Consider the following 15,243-nt stretch of genomic DNA (forward strand, 5'->3'; position numbering starts at 1 on the left):
GTTAGCCGAGCTCAATATCGACTGGCGGGCCTGCTACTGCACTCAATCGAGCGGTTCAGGCATTGACTGTACCTCTTTCAGGAAATCCACAAAAGCGCGCAGAGGTGCTGACATAAAGCGGCTGGGAAAGTAGAGCCAGGGACCTTCAAATTCGGGCCACCACTCCGGAAGCACAGGCTGCAGTTCACCCGTCGTAAAGCAGGGCTGCAGCCAGTTTTCAAAGACGGCGATAATGCCCTGACCCTTTTTTGCCAGCTCAATTGCGCCTGATGCGCCATTGACACCGATAGTCAGGCGACCAGCAGGGTTGACGCTGACGGTTTCTCCGTTGCGTTCAAATTCCCAGGGTATCAGCGCGCCGCTGGAATACTTAAGGCGGATGCAGTGATGTTCGGCCAATGCCGTCGGGTGAACGGGGAGACCGCGCGAAGCAAGGTAGTCGGGTGCCGCCGCGAGAGCCAGACGCTGGCGGCGTGGGCCGACAGGAACGGCAACACTGTCCCGGGCCAGATGTTCGCCATAGCGTATGCCTGCATCGCAGCCTTCCGCCGTGGCATCAACAAGGCGATCGTCCACCATAATCTCCACCCGCAGCAACGGATGGCGATCGAGAAATTGCTCAAGCAGGGGCGGAAGAATATCGACCATCACCGCACCCGTCACGTTCAGCCTGAGTAGCCCGCGCACCTCCCGTTGAGAACTTGCCACGTCATTCATCACCGATCTCATTTCGCTCAGCAGAGGTGCCATGCGCTCGGCCAGCATACGGCCTGCTTCGGTGGGCGTTACGCTGCGGGTTGTGCGGATAAACAGCGGAACGCCCAGACTGACTTCCAGCGCGGTAATCCTCTCACTGATCGTTGAGGGTGCCAGGCCTAACGTTTTAGCAGCGGCCCGGAAACCCTGACCCCTGAAGACGGCAAGAAATATCGCGAAATCATCCATCTCAACTTCCGTTACTGTTCGCCTTTCCGAACAGCGTATTCGTATTGCGGCCTCTTATCAAACAGCTCTGAGAGATTTATAACTCAGATACACCTGCATAAATCACTGAGGCGACAACATGAAGAAGAGAACGGTTTTAATTACCGGCGCAAACAAAAGTATTGGTTTTGAAACGGCCAGACTGATGGGGAAACTGGGATTTAATGTCTGGCTGGGTTGCCGCGATGGGGGGCGCGGTCAGGATGCTGTAAGCCGGTTGCTGTCGGAAGGCATTAAAGCGCGGCTGGCTATCATTGACGTGACAGACCAGCAAAGTGTTGATGCGGCCGTCGGGCAGATAAAGTCAGAAGATGGAAAACTAGATGTGCTGATCAACAATGCGGGTATTCCCGGAACCTGGCCCATCGCGCCTGAGTCGCAGAGCATCAGCGATATTATGACGGTGTATAACACCAACGTTTCCGGCGTCATCAGAGTAACGCAGGCTTTTCTGCCGCTGCTCAAACTGGGTGAGGAACCCCGGATTATCATGGTCAGCAGCGGGCTGGGATCGCTGGAATGGGTATCTGACAAAGCGCATCCCTACTCTCAGGTAGCGGCACTGGGCTATACCAGTTCCAAAACGGCATTAAATGGCGTTACGGTGGCATTTGCCAATTCACTGTCTGAGTATGGCATCAGCGTAAACGCAGTTGACCCGGGATATACGGCCACCGATTTTAACGGACATACCGGTTATCGAACTGTATCCCAGGCGGCCAGGGGGATCGTCTGGCTCGCTGCTGAAGTATCCCAGACAATCACCGCAAGATTCTTTTTAGATGGAGAGTGTGCACCCTGGTGAATCTCGTCTAATAAAAGCATTCCACCTGCCTGAATGGGGCAGGTTGGTTGACGGGTTGCGGCAGAATGCCTGGCGTGTCGTGCGCAGTCGGTTCTCAAATATGTCCGAATCATCCTGAAGGAAAATAAGCGGCTCAATGTTTCTTAGCGCATCTGAATGTAATTAATGGCCGCCTCAGGCACGGCTCGTACAGAAAGTTAGGTCATAAGGTCCGCTTTGAATGAAAAGTGGACCCAGACCTACAGGCTGGTCATCAGCCGAGGTAGTTTCTGAAGTTAAACGGCAGTTTTGCAAAAGATGACAACAGATAACGATGACCGAATAAATTTATCTGAAAGGCGGGCACGCCAGGAGCGAGATACACACACACACTGGATTTCCTGCCCTGTAAATACACATACTGACCAATTATGGCTGTTCAGGTGAATCAGTCGCCTGCTTCCCATATCCAGACAACATTGCCGTAGCTTCATCCATCCGTTGTCGATCAAGTTTATAGAACACCCAGTTCTTGATACGTTTCGATGTCACAATCCCAGCCTTAGCAAGAATTTGCAGATGGCCTGTCACGGTGGGCTGACTCAGACCAATTTTTTCGGTGATAAATCCGACACACACACCATCCTTAACCAGATCGCCGTCCTGCTGCACCGGAAAATGTGACTCTGGATCGGACAGCCATTCAACAATCACGAGCCGATGCTCATTACCAAGGGCACGAAAAATATCGGCCATTAATGTCTTTGAGTTGTGCATATAGCCAATCGCCTATATAGTCATTTTCTTATATAACTTTAGGGGCATACTATGACAAACCACAGACAAAGGCTAACAGACAGTGTCACGCTGAAAGATATTTATGCCGCTTCCGGGCGAATTAAATCAACAGTATGCAAAACTCCACTGGAGCCTTCCCACTCGCTGTCTGCTCTTGTCGGGACGGAGGTCAGGCTTAAGATGGAAAATCTTCAGCATACGGGTAGCTTTAAGCTGAGAGGTGCTGCAAACGTTCTTGCCAGTCTTAATGCAGACCAGCGACGTGCCGGCGTCATCGCTCCGACGGCAGGGAATCATGGTTTAGGGCTTGCCTGTGCGGGACATGCGGCAGGCATACCCGTATCCATATTCTTACCGTTTTCAGCAGACCCGATTAAGGTTTCTGCGATGAAGAGTTATGGTGCGCAGGTTACGTTTTTTGACGACATTGAAGACGCAAGGCAGGAAGCCATTGTCGCAGCGCAACAGTCCGGCGCAACGTTCGTCTCAGCCTACAATAATCAGCAGATGATTGCCGGAGGCGGCACCGTCGGTCTGGAAATCATGGAAGACTGGCCAGACGCTGACGTTATTCTCGTGAACATTGGTGGCGGCGGGCTGGCCTCCGGTATCGCAACAGCCATCAAGGGCATAAACCCTGCAGCCGAAGTGTGGGCAGTGCAGAGTGAAGCAAGCCCGACGTTTGCGCGCTGGAAAGAAGCTGGTGAGGCGATCCCAGTGGAAATATCGTCGTCAATCGCCGAAGGCATAAGTGGCTATATAGAGCCTGAAGCGATGACCTGGCCACTCATACGCGATCGCGTCGATCGTGTTCTTCTGGTTTCAGAAGCTGAAATTAAAGCAGCGATGCTGTTAATGCTTAATCTGCACAGCCATGTTGTAGAGCCTTCAGGCGTACCCGCAGTTGCGGCAGCCATCCGTTATGCAAAAGAACTGAGCGGGCGTAAAGTTGTCTGCGTGGTGAGTGGTAGAAACATATCGGGTTCCCGCTATCTCAAATTAGTTAATGAGGCGTCACTATGAAGAAACAGAGCGGAGTTAAGGTCGGCTGAGCTCTTATTGCACAACGTTCTTATCATAACGACTTCATCCATTACGCAGGCTTTGAGGTAGTGCCGCCTTTGACGGCCTGCCGTTTAACAGCCTTTTCGCTTAAAATTCTATGGTTCGTTTAAGGGAATGTCAGGCATCATCATCAAAAAATATTTTTGTCATACAAGGAGTAAGACTAATGAATATAAGAACAGCCCGGGCTTCTGATGTTGATAGTATTTTCGAAGTCAGAACCTCAGTGCTCGAGAATTATTTGAGTCGTGAAGAAATGCGTCAGCTGGGGATCACCGAAAGTGTCGTGGCGGATATGATTGAAAAGAATTTATGCGCCTGGGTTGCGGCTGAAAGCGAAAAAATAGTCGGCTTTTCAATGATTTTACCGGATGAAGGCTGTCTTTTTGCGGCCTTTGTTCTCCCGGAATATGAAGGCCAGGGGATAGGTCGCAGGCTGGTTTTTCTCGCCGAGCAGGAATTATTCAAACATCATGAGATTGCCTGGCTGGAAACCGATAAAAATAGTCGCGCGGCGAAATTTTACATGCAGCTCGGCTGGGGCAATAAAAAAGAGATTAACGATACCGATATCAAACTGGAGAAATATCGCAGCGTGTAATCTACTGTCATTTTCATAAACGTCCGCTTATGGCATAAGGCGGACGTTTAGCCAAAATAACATCTTTGCTGTCAGCAAGACCGATTGGGTGGCCTGGCGAAAACGCTTTAATCATTAATCGTCCGTACTCAGAGCGATTTTATTACGTCGGTTTACATTCCCAGACTGGCCAGCAGGTCGTCCACATCATCCTGACTGGCAGGAGTCTCTGGTGCGGAGGAAGGTTTAGACAGCGCAGTGCGCTCGGTGGTGCTGTGTGAGCCAGTATTATCGCGGATGACCTGTATCAGTTGCTGCTCAGCCTGATTCAGCACGGCCATCATAGCCTGCACAATCTGTCCTGTGAGGTCCTGGAAGCCCTGAGACATCATAATCGCGTGCAACTGCTGTTGCGTCAGACCCGTGACACGGGGGACATCATTCAGCAAGGCAACGGTATCTGCAGCTAATGCCTGGGTCTGTTCTTTGTCTGACAGCGTACCGGAAGTGGCATCCCAGCGTTGCGAGAGTTTCTCAGCTTTTTCTCCCAGATCGGTTTGCAGAGGCTGCGTGATTTCCACGCTGTTGATTACGCCCTCTGCTGCTTCGCGGGTCATTGTGACGACATAACCCAGCCTTTCACGGGCGTTTGGGATGCTTCCCGCCACATCGGCGATGGTTTTATCAAGCCCCAGCTGTTGCAGACTGTCGCGAAGCTGCCGCAGGATGAAGCCAGCACGCGCCGTAATTTCGCCAATTTCCTGATGCTTACTATGGGTGTCGGATGGTGACATGGATGTTGTTTCCTGCGTACAGAGTTTCGATACCTGAGTTTATCGGCAGCTCGCGGCGGTTTTTTAAATTTCCTGAGGTTTTTACTCGTGTAAAAAGTGACATGATGTGAATGAGGCGCCATAGGGCTAACGATATCAGGGTTGTGAAAGACAGAAAGTGTTGCGCGCAGGCCCTGTTTTTTCAGCCGGAGAGGGTAGTCAGGTATAGAGCGGAATGTGTGCGGGTTAATGACTGTTATGAGCGAAAACAGGGGCGTATTACCCACTTCTGAAACGTTTACGCGAGGGCAGGCAGAGGAAACTAAGACATCTTATTTATCATGTAATTACTTCGTCTTAATTAATCCGCCAACGGATAACATTTTGTCCAGTTGTAGTTGACCCTCGCTAGTTTTAATTCTCCATCTACATCCCCAAAATTAATGGTCTGACGTTCAAAAATAAACTCACGTACGGATGCGGGTAAAAAATCAGTGCCATAGCGCAGAATCGTGCTGTGCCAGAAGGGTGCCGGTAATGGGCTGCCGGTATGACGCATCAGCAACTCATTTTTCCAGTGCGAATCCAGAACTTTTTCGCAGAATGAGTGGCGCATGGCTATTGCCGAACTATCAGGGATCCCTGCAAGCAATAACTGACTGGGCAATGCAACTAACCGCAGATCTCTGATAACAATTTTTATCGCATCAAATCCGCTCCAGATATTCGTCAATTCATCGATTTTTTCGGGCAATGGCTCGTTTTCGTTATAGAGCGGCAGAGTCAGGGGCAGGAAGGTAAAATGGAAACCCTGTGTGGGCAGAATATCGGCAAGGGGATCATCCTTTGTGAGCTGCTGTAATTCACAAATAAGACGTGAGACATCAAAGGTCACCGGCGGCTGAATGCCCGCTGCAAGAGCCAGCCTTACAGGATCGTAGTAATTCCCCTCTTTAACAGCCCCAACTCCTGCATTTTCCGACCAGATGGAGAGGGTGTTCTCGTTGGCAGAGCGATACAAGCTTTCCAGATTTATCGATTTCATTACAGACCTTTTGCACTGGTATGAACAGAGGCGATTCGTCATCCATGCGATTTCAGCCCATAACTGTTCAGAAGTATCCCTGTGGCTAATCGTGAACACATTACCATACGCTCAACGCCTGCTCTGGCATAAAGCGGACATGTGCGGTGCCGGGTTTGCCTGAAAAGCATTGCGACCTTCCCGCTCTGCCCCTAAACGGACAACCAGAGGACAGATCAGGACAACAGATGCCTGACGTATAGAATCGATCAACTCTCTCTGATATTGATGATGTCGATGGCGTTAAATCACTCCTGTTGAGAGAGCTAAAATGAATTTTTATTGCAGTAAGGAATTTACCGGTTCGAAGGCCTGGGACTCACAGCATATTGCCAGCTTCGATAATGTCAGCGTGAAACTTCACTGGACCGATCAGCCTTATAAGTGGCACATCAACGATGGTCAGGAGGTTTTTGCTGTCATGGATGGATGCGTTGAAATGCAATATAAAGAGCAGGGCGAAGTTAAAAGCCGGGTACTCAACGCTGGTGATATTTTTTATGCCAGTGAAGGGACAGAACATATTGCGCGTCCACAGGGCGTCGCCCGCGTGCTGGTGATTGAAAAAGAGGGATCGGTTTAATTAAGGTGATTCATTATCTGGCTGAGCCAACAAGCCAGTGACAAAACGGGCGATCTCTTCTCCCAGATTGAGAAGAAAGGCGTCGCGTGATGGGTGGGTGTCAGTGATATGCGGCGGCAGGATGTTCATGAAGGTAAAATGCCCGGCATCTTTAACCACGCAAAGTTTTGTCTCAGTTCGATTATCTAATTCTTCTTTGATGAACAGCGCTTGCGATGGCGGTGTCAGGGTGTCTTTCTCGCCAGTCCAGATCCTGACCGGCACTTTCACGGAGGCGAGTGCCGAGGGTGCTCTGAAAAAATCCGCAGGTGGCGCTAACAGCACCAGTTGATTCAAATCCTGTATGCCTGCATATGTCACCTTCTCTCCCGTGCGAGTCCAGGCCGTCGCCCCGGCGTGCATCAACAGAATCACGGTGCCGAGTGAGTGTCCGATGCCGGTAATCGAGGCATAATGTTGACAAAACGCATCGCGGGCGAGGATAAGCCTTTGGCTGCGTTCCAGTAAGTCAGCCTTTGAGGGCGTGGAAGTGGTTAACCGTTCGAAATGGGGCGCTACCACTGAAATACCATTGCGGCTAAAGGTCTGCAGAAGCTCAAGATGACGCAATGGACTTCCGCCAGCACCTGCCGCAAAAAGGATACACTGGCTGGCCTCATTCACCTTCAATAACGTGACGTCAAAATTCCTGTCGGCATGCCTGATGACAGAGATTTCCGCCCTGGTGTTGTTAATCATAAAGCCGACTCCCCGCTAAAAGGTCAGTCTGGAGATACTAACCTGTTCCCGGTGAAACGATAAATTTCCGTCCGCTTCTGGCTCCAGACTACTGTTATGCAAGGTGTAAGCAGCAAATCAAAGCGGACCGGTTATTCATACTCTGGCGTCAGGCCACCAATCTGTCCGCGCTTACTGCGTCGCCTCTGCCCATAATGCCGCCTGTACAGCAGGGCGCGCATTGATATTTGCTCTGTACGCCAACAGCGCAGGCCAGCGATCCAGTTCAATGGTGAAGAACTTACACCAACCCAGTACGGTGAAAAGGTAGGCGTCAGCAACGCTGAATGATGGCCCCATCAGAAACGCTTTTTCGGCGAGCGTATCCTGCAGAAAGTCGAACCGTCGGAAGAGCTTTTCACGAAACAGTGACAGGACAGCGTCGGGCAGTGCCTGGTTAAACAACAGAGCGGAACCCGCGTGGATTTCACTGGTAATGAAGTTCAGCCACTCCTGCAGTCGAACACGCGCCCAGCTGCCTGCTGGCGGTGCCAGCCCGCTTTCCGGCCTCAGGTCGGCGAGGTACTGCACAATCGCCGGCCCTTCAGTCAGTATCTGCCCGTCGTCCAGTTCCAGTGCAGCAACATAGCCCTTGGGGTTGATAAGGCGAAAGTCGCGTCCGTCAGAGGTGAGCTTGCTCCTGTTATCCACTTTAACCAACTCAAACTCCAGTGCGAGTTCACGCAGCACGATATGGGGTGACAGCGAACAGGTATCCGGGGCGTAATAAAGTTTCATGTCTTCTCCGTTAACATTGAAAGCGATGTGAGATTCTCTTTGTCGTTACGGAACAGACTGTGCTTAACGCAGAGGATTCTGTAAAATTAATACTTCAATAATTAACTATTAGCTGGGCTACTGATAACCATGATGAATCTTCTGCACTGGCGCTTGCTGGTGGCGGTGGCCGATGCCAGCAATATTTCGCGTGCTGCTGAAACGACAGGCATGACACAGTCCGGTGCCAGCCAGGCTATCGCCCAGTTAGAGTCATCACTCGGGTTCCCGGTATTCGTGCGTGAGCGCCGTCACATCGGTGTTACCGCGCTGGGAGAGCCGGTCATTGAACATGCCAGGATTATGCTGTCGCAGCTCAGCGCGATCCGCGTGCTGGCTGATGAGAGCCGGGGTTTAAAAGGCGGACGCATTCGGCTTGCCAGCTTTCCCTCTGTGACGTCCACACTTCTGCCTGGCCTGTTGCGTAACTTCAGGCGTCTGCATCCGGGCATGGAGGTGGTGGTGCTGGAAGGGACGGATGAAGAAGTTGAGGAGTGGCTTGCAGCGGACACCGTTGAGCTGGGGGTGGTAATGAACCCGGCACCCGGACGTGCTGATGTGATACTGGGACAGGACGCATGGGTCGCCGTCATGCCAGCCAGCGCTCCGCACATCGGTCAGTCAGGCGCGAACGGTATAACCCTGCAGGAACTGGCAGACCAGCCCTTTGTGCTTGCAACAGGCGGATGCGTCGTTAATGGCAAAAGCCTGATGGAACAGTCAGGATTCCACCTCTCTGACGTGCGCGTAAAGGTCCGCGACTGGATCAGCGCCTGCATGCTGGTGCGTGAAGGTATGGGTGTCGCGCTGGTGCCGGAATCAGCCCTGCCAGCGGAACGTCGCGGCCTGTCAGTGATGCCGGTCATCCCGCCTCTGCACCGTGAATTCGGGCTGGTCTGTTCGCCTTCCGGAAAAGCTTCTGGCGTGACGCAGGCACTCCTGAACGGGCTACGTAAAGGACAGAGTAATATCTCCGGATAATCCCACTGCACCGCTGACTTTATCTGCCGTTACCCGATCATAAACAGCAGAATGGCTGGCCGGGAAAGAGAGGTCTGCAGACTCTCCCGCCCGCGATCCTTTCTCAACTCACGTCTTAACGCTTTGCCGCATAAGGTGATCGGGACGAATAACGGTTTTCTGACGTGGCGGAACACGCCTGAATCATCGGGATGGCTCAGAATTCGCGTAACTGGTCGAACAGCTGATACAACCGCGGCTGATCCACAAGCGTGGCGCCTTGCTCGCCTAGTTTCTTCTCCAGCGGGTTCAGAACATCGCACAGCACACTGTAGATCTCCTCACGCTCGACCGTCTCAATCGCCTTTGAACGCCGGTCGATGAGATTAAAGGCTTCGGTGTAGGCGGTTACGGCGGCAGTTAGCAGGCTCGCCACATCCATGCTGCTATCGATGTTGTTCGTGGCAGCCCGCAGGTTTTTGTAAGCCAGCGATGCTTTTTTGGCATAAGTGGCCGAAATATGTTCGCGGCCATCCCAGTCCCGGAACGGATTGTGCAGATTCTCAGCCAGCCATTCCGGCTTGCGCGCTTTACTCAGCGAGAGATCCAACCCCTGAGTTGTCGCCTTTTTATAAGCGGCTCTGACAGAGCTGACCACGTCAAGCGGAACGCTGGTCATCCACAGGCATGAGAGATTGGGCAACGCTTCTGGTGAGGGAAAGTCAGCCGCGCTGAAGCCAAACAGGTCGAAGAAGGTCAGCATCTGCAACTGTGGCAGTGCGGCAATACGATGCATATTGCTGGCTACGCCGGGATTTCCCCAGATGCGCAGCTCAGTTAAACAGGTAAAGCGCTCAACGACTGACGCCAGGTCAATCTCTTTAACGCCTGTCAGTGACAATGCCCTGAGCCGGTCAATACCCTGCAGCACAGGCAAAGCCTGAGAGCATTGCAGGCACAGGTTGCGCCCTTCCTGATCAGCCTCTACCTGAAAGCCTGAAGAAGGCGTTGCGGTGAGTGACAGCAGGGAGAGATCAGGATTCAGCCGCACGCAGCTGACGCCTTCGGGGTTCAGAATAAAACGCGACAGACGGGTCGCCCCGACATCGATTTCGCTGACGACAGCGGATTGCCAGTGCAACTCATTAATGAAGTCATGCTGCTGTATATAGGCCATCAGTTCCGGGGTGCCATGGCGGGTTTCGATGGTCATCAGGCAGGGCAGGCGATCCAGTTCAGAGAGATCGGTCAGGGTTTGCAGGAGGTGGTCATTGATACGGGGGGTGTCCTGGCGAAGTGTCTGGCCGCCGATAACCACGTTGTGCGCGCCTGAAGCTGCCTTGAACCGCGCACGGCTGGCCGGGTCGATCTTCTCCCAGTTTCGCTGACGAACAAGACTGTCTCCCACGTCCCAGCCGAACTTGTAGGCGTTTACTTCCTGATCTGCCAGCGGCGGCAGGTTGGTAATTAATACATGTCCCGGTGGGACATTGGCGGAGACATAACCGTGATCGAAGCTGTCTTTGACAAAATAGTAGCTACAGCGCAAAGGCTGCATACGGCTGGCTTCCGCCCTGTCAGGCAAATGATCACCTGCCCAGTCGAGCTGGAGTATGGCTGCAAGGACTTTGCCTCTGGCATTAGCAGGCTGCTGAAGGTGTGTCACCTGACAGGCGACGTACTGCTGCAACTGCGGGGAAAACACGCTGTAGATATCGCCGACCTTTGCTTGCACTCTCGCTCCTCTCAGTCAAAAATTTTACAGTCAGAAAATCTGATATAGCGCGCATCCTGCTCAGGGGTGCGCTTTGCCACGGATCTCAGATCCATCCAGCACACTAGCCTGGCATAACGTTTTAACGAAATGCTGGCGCGTGAACATTTTTATTTTTTTTTCGCGGCAGGTGACAGCGTCAGTCGGGTTGCACGCAGCAGCCCGACTGACGAAGCCTGCCCGGAGGCATGCGGGGCAGGTATTCAGCTTACAGGCGGTTACCGGCCTCAACCAGTTCGTTATAGGATTTTAAAACACGCATCGGTGAACCCGATACCATCCAGCCTGAATTGCCGCTTCCTTTCAGCAGACTCTGCTCACCCGTGCTGTAAGGTGTTTTATCGCGAATCCGACGCATGCGATCCTTGCAGTCTTTCAGGAAGGTTCCGGCATTATCCTGGAAGATGGACCAGGTTAATGGCTTGCCCGCTTCGCTGGCCGTTGCCTTTTCTGCCTCACTCAGCAGTGTACTGTAAGCATCAATCGCTTTTGTCATCTCTGTCACGTCGGGAGCGGAAGAGGTAAACAGGGTCGCCAGCGGTTTGGCCTGTGTGACTAATGCCAGGCGGTAGTAGCGACTATGACGGCCCTCAGACTTTTCAATCTCAACGAGTTGCGCAGCAACGACCTCATTGTTCTCTTTTTCAACTTCGGCACCGAACTGGTCGCTGGATTTCATAAAGCTGTTAAACGCCTTCATGAGTGGCGGATGCATTTGTTTGGCTTTCGCGAAGCCATCATCCTTGTAATCTTCCTGACTGTAGTAAAGATGAGCCTGCGAAACCAGCGGCTGCAATGTCGTTAAATCCGCCAGATACTGTGTTGCTGCAGCATCCAGCGCCGGTAACGTCGGTTTAGCTTTCGATGCCTGGTTGATGGCTTTAGTGCAGCTCTCCAGTTCATAAGGCGTGACCTCGCCCAGTACGTTGACGCTGCGCTCTTTGCCGGTTGGCCCCTTTTCAGCATTCGCCATCCAGCTCACATAGCGCAGGGCACTATCGCGAACCGATCCATCCGTAGTGTTAAAGCAACCCACATAGGCGTTTAATTTTGTGGTGAGTTGCGCAGCGCTATCCTCCGCAACAGCCTGGGGTTGACTCTGCGGGGCGGGTTTTGCATCCGCTTTGTCACTGTTGTCACATGCTGCCAGCGGCAGCACAAGGGCAGTCACCAGCATCCCGGGTATCATGGCCCTGCTTGCTCTTTTAAACACAATCGTTCCTTTATTTATGTGGTCAGAAATAGAGATTGAAAATGGATGTTCGCATTGGCTCCCTTTTCAGCTGCGAGGAGGGAGCCGATGACAAACGGGTTATGCGCTTTGCGTCGCTGCCGCCTTTTCTTCTTTCAGCAACGCCCTGACTGTCTGATGACGATGCCAGTAATAGCCGAGGGTGTTTTTAAAGGCTTCAATCTCCTTTTTCAGGCCCGGCAGAGGGACCTCACTGCGTTTTTTTCCCTGCGAGTTTGGCTGCACATGTTGCATGTAGAGCTTATCCCGGCCGAAGCTACGAATGACGTTGATGTTTTTAACGTTATCCCACTCCAGCACTTCGCCGGTTTTCGGCGACACGATACCCTGCCAGGTGATGACGATCTGCGAGCCATCTTTCAGGGTATAAGGAACATTGGGGAAATGCTTCAGCACCAGCGCGGTTTCCATTTCACCGTCAGGCTGATAGCGCCAGGCCAGGCTCTCTTCATGCACAGAAGAGAAGTCGCGCTCATATTTCTGCCACAACTGCTGTTCAATCTCGTTGGCAACCGGCATCAGATCGACCCAGCTCTGGGCCGGGAAATCGGCGGCGATGGCTGCATAGTCAGCTTCGTTAATCTCATATCCTACGTTGCGCATCCTTTCCGCCAGCGGCGGGTGTGAATCAAACGGGTGCGGCACATTCTGCTCACGGATGACGCTGATAAAGTCCGGAGAGGCGACATGTTCTGGCAGACCGGCAGCAATAGCTTTACTGATCCCCAGTTCATTTTCGTGCAGCGTCTGATTATTAAAGAAGTTTCGCTCAACTTCATTCCGGTAGCTGGCATACGCAGATACTTTGATCAGTGATTCGATAATCGCGGCAGGGGAGACCAGCGTTGATGCATTGCGATCCGCGACAAACTCACGTTCACGGCTGTTACGCTGCCACGCCAGTTCAAACAGCATGCGATAAAGATAGAGCGGATAGAAGACGATCAGCGTGGCCACATTCTGACCCATCAGCTGCATATAGAGATCAAACCGATGCAGTTTCGGTCCCAGTAATGCGCCGGAGGCGGTGTCGCCTTCATGCAGGTGGGTCAGCTCATGGACCATCACGCCATCAGCCTGCGCAACGGTGAGCTGACGCAGGAGCGGAATACTGACATAGAGCTTACGGCCGGTGAGCGGATTCCCATTCACGTTCAGCGGAGCTTCGGTTACGTAGAAGTTGGTGTCGATACCCGCAACAATATGATCGGGTGGCGTGGTGCCCACTCTGGCGGCGAGCATATCAATCTGTGACCAGAGGGCCGGTGCCGCTTCGCGGGTCACGACTTCGCCTTCAATACTCTCTTCCGGTGGGAGTTTTTTGAAGATGCCTTTAATCATGTAATACATACCGGCCAGCACCAGCAGTCCTACTGCCATCACCAGTTTTGGATAGTAGGTTTGTGTGAAGAAGGCGGTGCCCCAGAATGAGAGCCATACCAGCATGCCGCCCTGTACCATGACTTCCAGCGAACAGGCCAGCATCAGGAACTTGCGGGCCAGCGCCAGACTGATAACCTGTCCCTGGCGGCTTTTAAAGGCCAGCGCACTGAACAACAGCACCATCAGCAGGACAGCGCCGCTGCCGATCAGCGTCCAGAATGCCACTTTATCCATCATGTAGAACTGCCACAGTTCGGAGTGCGGTTCGCAGACGGCGTTTTTGTAATCCTGCAGATTTTCATCTACCGGACCGCAGACACTGGAAGGCGGGTTCTGCTGCAGAAACGCCTGTAGTTTGTCCGTATCCTGATGTTGTTCCCGCGCATCGTCCATGAAGAACTGCGTGTATTGCTGATCAAGTTGTTTGTTGCCATATTCAGCAAAAAACAGGGTAATGACAGGGACGAGAAACAGTGTGAACAGCAGCCAGAAAAATACCTTTAGATAACCCTTTTTCAATTCCGTTAATGTATTCAAAATAATAACATCCTGCATGTCTATGAAAGGGAGAAGCTGCTGCTATCAGGAAATTCCGAAAAGAATATCCTGGCCCCGGTTAAACGGTGCGGAAACATTTATGCGAGCTTCACGATATTATAATTATTGCAGAGCGATTATAAGCCAGTCTGAAGCCGTTTTGAAAAGGTATAGCCGGATATTTTGGGCGATTTTTTCCTTTTCCGTCAGGTTATTTTTCTGGCGGCTTCCGGTGGTTCTGCCACGACAGCACTAATTTGAGTTAGTGCTCATCACTTATTCTGTCCGATCTCCTGACCGAGGGCTAATCCCCGCCATCTGTCTGCATCCGATACACCATAATCCTATATTTTACCATCAGAGCGGTGCGAAAAAATTACCAGCGCATCCCTTTGAAGGGATTCCAGCCTTTATCGCCTTTTTTCTCTTTCAGGTAATAACTGTAATTGGTGCTCATGCCGTACAGGGCATTAAAGCCATAGCCCAGGCCAACCTGAAGATACCGTGGAAATTCCATGCCCGCTATCGCTAAGGCGATGATCAAAATAGTATAAACAACTACCATAATTAAAATCAGCATGATGTTCTTCTTCCACAGGCCGAGTACGAACAGATAAATCGGGCCGAAAAGGAAGGCAATTAAATTCATGTTCACTTTTAATTTTTGCCTGAAAGGCAGTTGTTTCAATGCCTGTCTGAAGCCTGGTGTACTGGGAGCACCATGAAGGTCGAAAAAATCAAAGCGGGTCTGCCATTTCGCACTGTACTCTTTAGTTGCGTTTACTTTATTATGATTTTCAATAGGTTGATTCATGGTTGCCTCAATATCCTGCGCAGAAAACTACAGAGACCGACACTGTTTCAGACGGATGACAGCCGCATGAATGGTGCTCATCGACCGCCAGAACAGCGCATACGAATTTTAAAAACAGGGTAGCCGTGTTAATTTGCACGAAAATAATATCGGTACGGTACAAATAGCCATGCTACACCCTGGGTGCGCTATTAGCTGCACGGGTGCCGGATTCAGGTTAAACAACAATATTTGAAAATAAATCCATCAGAATCAGTAATGTGAAAATTGCACAGGCCGGACATCTCCTGGGCTGGATGTAATTGATATTAGCACCAA

General features: G+C 51.8%; 15 protein-coding genes. 5 read left to right on the plus strand and 10 right to left on the minus strand.

The genetic code is table 11. From position 1 onward, the window contains the following. Positions 1 to 42 precede the first annotated feature (42 nt). Positions 43 to 945 carry a LysR family transcriptional regulator gene (locus NR195_RS02120; protein ID WP_158132206.1) on the minus strand — a complete coding sequence of 301 codons (903 nt, stop codon included), beginning with the start codon at positions 943 to 945 and terminating at the stop codon, positions 43 to 45. 118 nt (positions 946 to 1,063) lie between these two features. Between NR195_RS02120 and NR195_RS02125 the strand changes: the two genes are divergently transcribed. Beyond that, positions 1,064 to 1,789 carry an SDR family NAD(P)-dependent oxidoreductase gene (locus tag NR195_RS02125; RefSeq protein ID WP_256844007.1) on the plus strand — a complete coding sequence of 242 codons (726 nt, stop codon included), beginning with the start codon at positions 1,064 to 1,066 and terminating at the stop codon, positions 1,787 to 1,789. Between the two features lie 408 nt (positions 1,790 to 2,197). Here the strand turns inward: NR195_RS02125 and NR195_RS02130 are convergent, their stop codons facing one another. Continuing rightward, entirely contained in the window at positions 2,198 to 2,545 is a 348-nt protein-coding gene (locus NR195_RS02130; RefSeq protein WP_022624627.1) for a helix-turn-helix transcriptional regulator, read from the minus strand. 51 nt (positions 2,546 to 2,596) lie between these two features. Between NR195_RS02130 and NR195_RS02135 the strand changes: the two genes are divergently transcribed. Both NR195_RS02135 and NR195_RS02140 read left to right on the plus strand, forming a co-directional pair. Further along, on the plus strand, positions 2,597 to 3,589 hold the full coding sequence (locus NR195_RS02135) for a threonine/serine dehydratase (RefSeq protein WP_185964202.1): 993 nt from the start codon (positions 2,597 to 2,599) through the stop codon (positions 3,587 to 3,589). 208 nt (positions 3,590 to 3,797) lie between these two features. Beyond that, a complete protein-coding gene (locus tag NR195_RS02140) occupies positions 3,798 to 4,232 on the plus strand; it encodes a GNAT family N-acetyltransferase (RefSeq protein WP_197904543.1) in 435 nt (144 codons plus the stop codon). Between the two features lie 152 nt (positions 4,233 to 4,384). Here NR195_RS02140 and NR195_RS02145 read toward each other — a convergent pair whose 3' ends face one another. After that, the gene (locus NR195_RS02145) at positions 4,385 to 5,005 is read right to left on the minus strand and encodes a protein phosphatase CheZ (RefSeq protein WP_256844008.1); all 621 of its coding nucleotides are present in this window, start codon (positions 5,003 to 5,005) and stop codon (positions 4,385 to 4,387) included. 340 nt (positions 5,006 to 5,345) lie between these two features. Then, the gene (locus NR195_RS02150) at positions 5,346 to 6,029 is read right to left on the minus strand and encodes a hypothetical protein (protein ID WP_256844009.1); all 684 of its coding nucleotides are present in this window, start codon (positions 6,027 to 6,029) and stop codon (positions 5,346 to 5,348) included. A gap of 310 nt (positions 6,030 to 6,339) precedes the next feature. Between NR195_RS02150 and NR195_RS02155 the strand changes: the two genes are divergently transcribed. Then, complete coding sequence (locus tag NR195_RS02155) at positions 6,340 to 6,651, plus strand: cupin (protein ID WP_010259799.1); 312 nt, start codon at positions 6,340 to 6,342, stop codon at positions 6,649 to 6,651. Here NR195_RS02155 and NR195_RS02160 read toward each other — a convergent pair whose 3' ends face one another. Then, on the minus strand, positions 6,652 to 7,389 hold the full coding sequence (locus NR195_RS02160) for an alpha/beta fold hydrolase (RefSeq protein WP_256844010.1): 738 nt from the start codon (positions 7,387 to 7,389) through the stop codon (positions 6,652 to 6,654). It abuts the gene before it with no gap. Between the two features lie 171 nt (positions 7,390 to 7,560). Then, positions 7,561 to 8,166 carry a glutathione transferase GstA gene (gstA, locus tag NR195_RS02165; protein WP_158149978.1) on the minus strand — a complete coding sequence of 202 codons (606 nt, stop codon included), beginning with the start codon at positions 8,164 to 8,166 and terminating at the stop codon, positions 7,561 to 7,563. 129 nt (positions 8,167 to 8,295) lie between these two features. Between gstA and NR195_RS02170 the strand changes: the two genes are divergently transcribed. Beyond that, complete coding sequence (locus NR195_RS02170) at positions 8,296 to 9,186, plus strand: LysR family transcriptional regulator (RefSeq protein ID WP_256844011.1); 891 nt, start codon at positions 8,296 to 8,298, stop codon at positions 9,184 to 9,186. A 196-nt stretch (positions 9,187 to 9,382) separates the two neighbouring features. On the opposite strand, the gene NR195_RS02175 is transcribed toward NR195_RS02170, so the two are convergent. The 4 genes from NR195_RS02175 to NR195_RS02190 all read right to left on the minus strand — a co-directional run bounded on the left by NR195_RS02175 (position 9,383) and on the right by NR195_RS02190 (position 14,925). After that, a complete protein-coding gene (locus NR195_RS02175) occupies positions 9,383 to 10,900 on the minus strand; it encodes a hypothetical protein (protein WP_256844012.1) in 1,518 nt (505 codons plus the stop codon). Positions 10,901 to 11,147: 247 nt separating this feature from the next. After that, complete coding sequence (locus tag NR195_RS02180) at positions 11,148 to 12,116, minus strand: YiiG family protein (RefSeq protein WP_010259787.1); 969 nt, start codon at positions 12,114 to 12,116, stop codon at positions 11,148 to 11,150. Positions 12,117 to 12,251: 135 nt separating this feature from the next. Then, positions 12,252 to 14,129 carry a M48 family metallopeptidase gene (locus NR195_RS02185; protein WP_256844013.1) on the minus strand — a complete coding sequence of 626 codons (1,878 nt, stop codon included), beginning with the start codon at positions 14,127 to 14,129 and terminating at the stop codon, positions 12,252 to 12,254. A gap of 358 nt (positions 14,130 to 14,487) precedes the next feature. Next, the gene (locus NR195_RS02190; RefSeq protein ID WP_060678963.1) at positions 14,488 to 14,925 is read right to left on the minus strand and encodes a DUF2628 domain-containing protein; all 438 of its coding nucleotides are present in this window, start codon (positions 14,923 to 14,925) and stop codon (positions 14,488 to 14,490) included. Positions 14,926 to 15,243: the final 318 nt, after the last annotated feature.

Source organism: Pantoea sp. Ft-CA_14, from assembly GCF_024520875.1.
Taxonomy (GTDB): Bacteria; Pseudomonadota; Gammaproteobacteria; order Enterobacterales; family Enterobacteriaceae; genus Pantoea; species Pantoea agglomerans.

Bases quoted from the DNA above. Each gene is read 5' to 3' on its own strand.
- NR195_RS02190 (WP_060678963.1), bottom strand. From the start codon at position 14,925: ATGAATCAACCTATTGAAAATCATAATAAAGTAAACGCAACTAAAGAG.
- NR195_RS02150 (WP_256844009.1), bottom strand. From the start codon at position 6,029: ATGAAATCGATAAATCTGGAAAGCTTGTATCGCTCTGCCAACGAGAAC.
- NR195_RS02140 (WP_197904543.1), top strand. From the start codon at position 3,798: ATGAATATAAGAACAGCCCGGGCTTCTGATGTTGATAGTATTTTCGAA.
- NR195_RS02125 (WP_256844007.1), top strand. From the start codon at position 1,064: ATGAAGAAGAGAACGGTTTTAATTACCGGCGCAAACAAAAGTATTGGT.
- NR195_RS02180 (WP_010259787.1), bottom strand. From the start codon at position 12,116: ATGCTGGTGACTGCCCTTGTGCTGCCGCTGGCAGCATGTGACAACAGT.
- NR195_RS02155 (WP_010259799.1), top strand. From the start codon at position 6,340: ATGAATTTTTATTGCAGTAAGGAATTTACCGGTTCGAAGGCCTGGGAC.
- NR195_RS02145 (WP_256844008.1), bottom strand. From the start codon at position 5,005: ATGTCACCATCCGACACCCATAGTAAGCATCAGGAAATTGGCGAAATT.
- NR195_RS02160 (WP_256844010.1), bottom strand. From the start codon at position 7,389: ATGATTAACAACACCAGGGCGGAAATCTCTGTCATCAGGCATGCCGAC.
- gstA (WP_158149978.1), bottom strand. From the start codon at position 8,166: ATGAAACTTTATTACGCCCCGGATACCTGTTCGCTGTCACCCCATATC.
- NR195_RS02170 (WP_256844011.1), top strand. From the start codon at position 8,296: ATGATGAATCTTCTGCACTGGCGCTTGCTGGTGGCGGTGGCCGATGCC.
- NR195_RS02185 (WP_256844013.1), bottom strand. From the start codon at position 14,129: ATGCAGGATGTTATTATTTTGAATACATTAACGGAATTGAAAAAGGGT.
- NR195_RS02135 (WP_185964202.1), top strand. From the start codon at position 2,597: ATGACAAACCACAGACAAAGGCTAACAGACAGTGTCACGCTGAAAGAT.
- NR195_RS02120 (WP_158132206.1), bottom strand. From the start codon at position 945: ATGGATGATTTCGCGATATTTCTTGCCGTCTTCAGGGGTCAGGGTTTC.
- NR195_RS02130 (WP_022624627.1), bottom strand. From the start codon at position 2,545: ATGCACAACTCAAAGACATTAATGGCCGATATTTTTCGTGCCCTTGGT.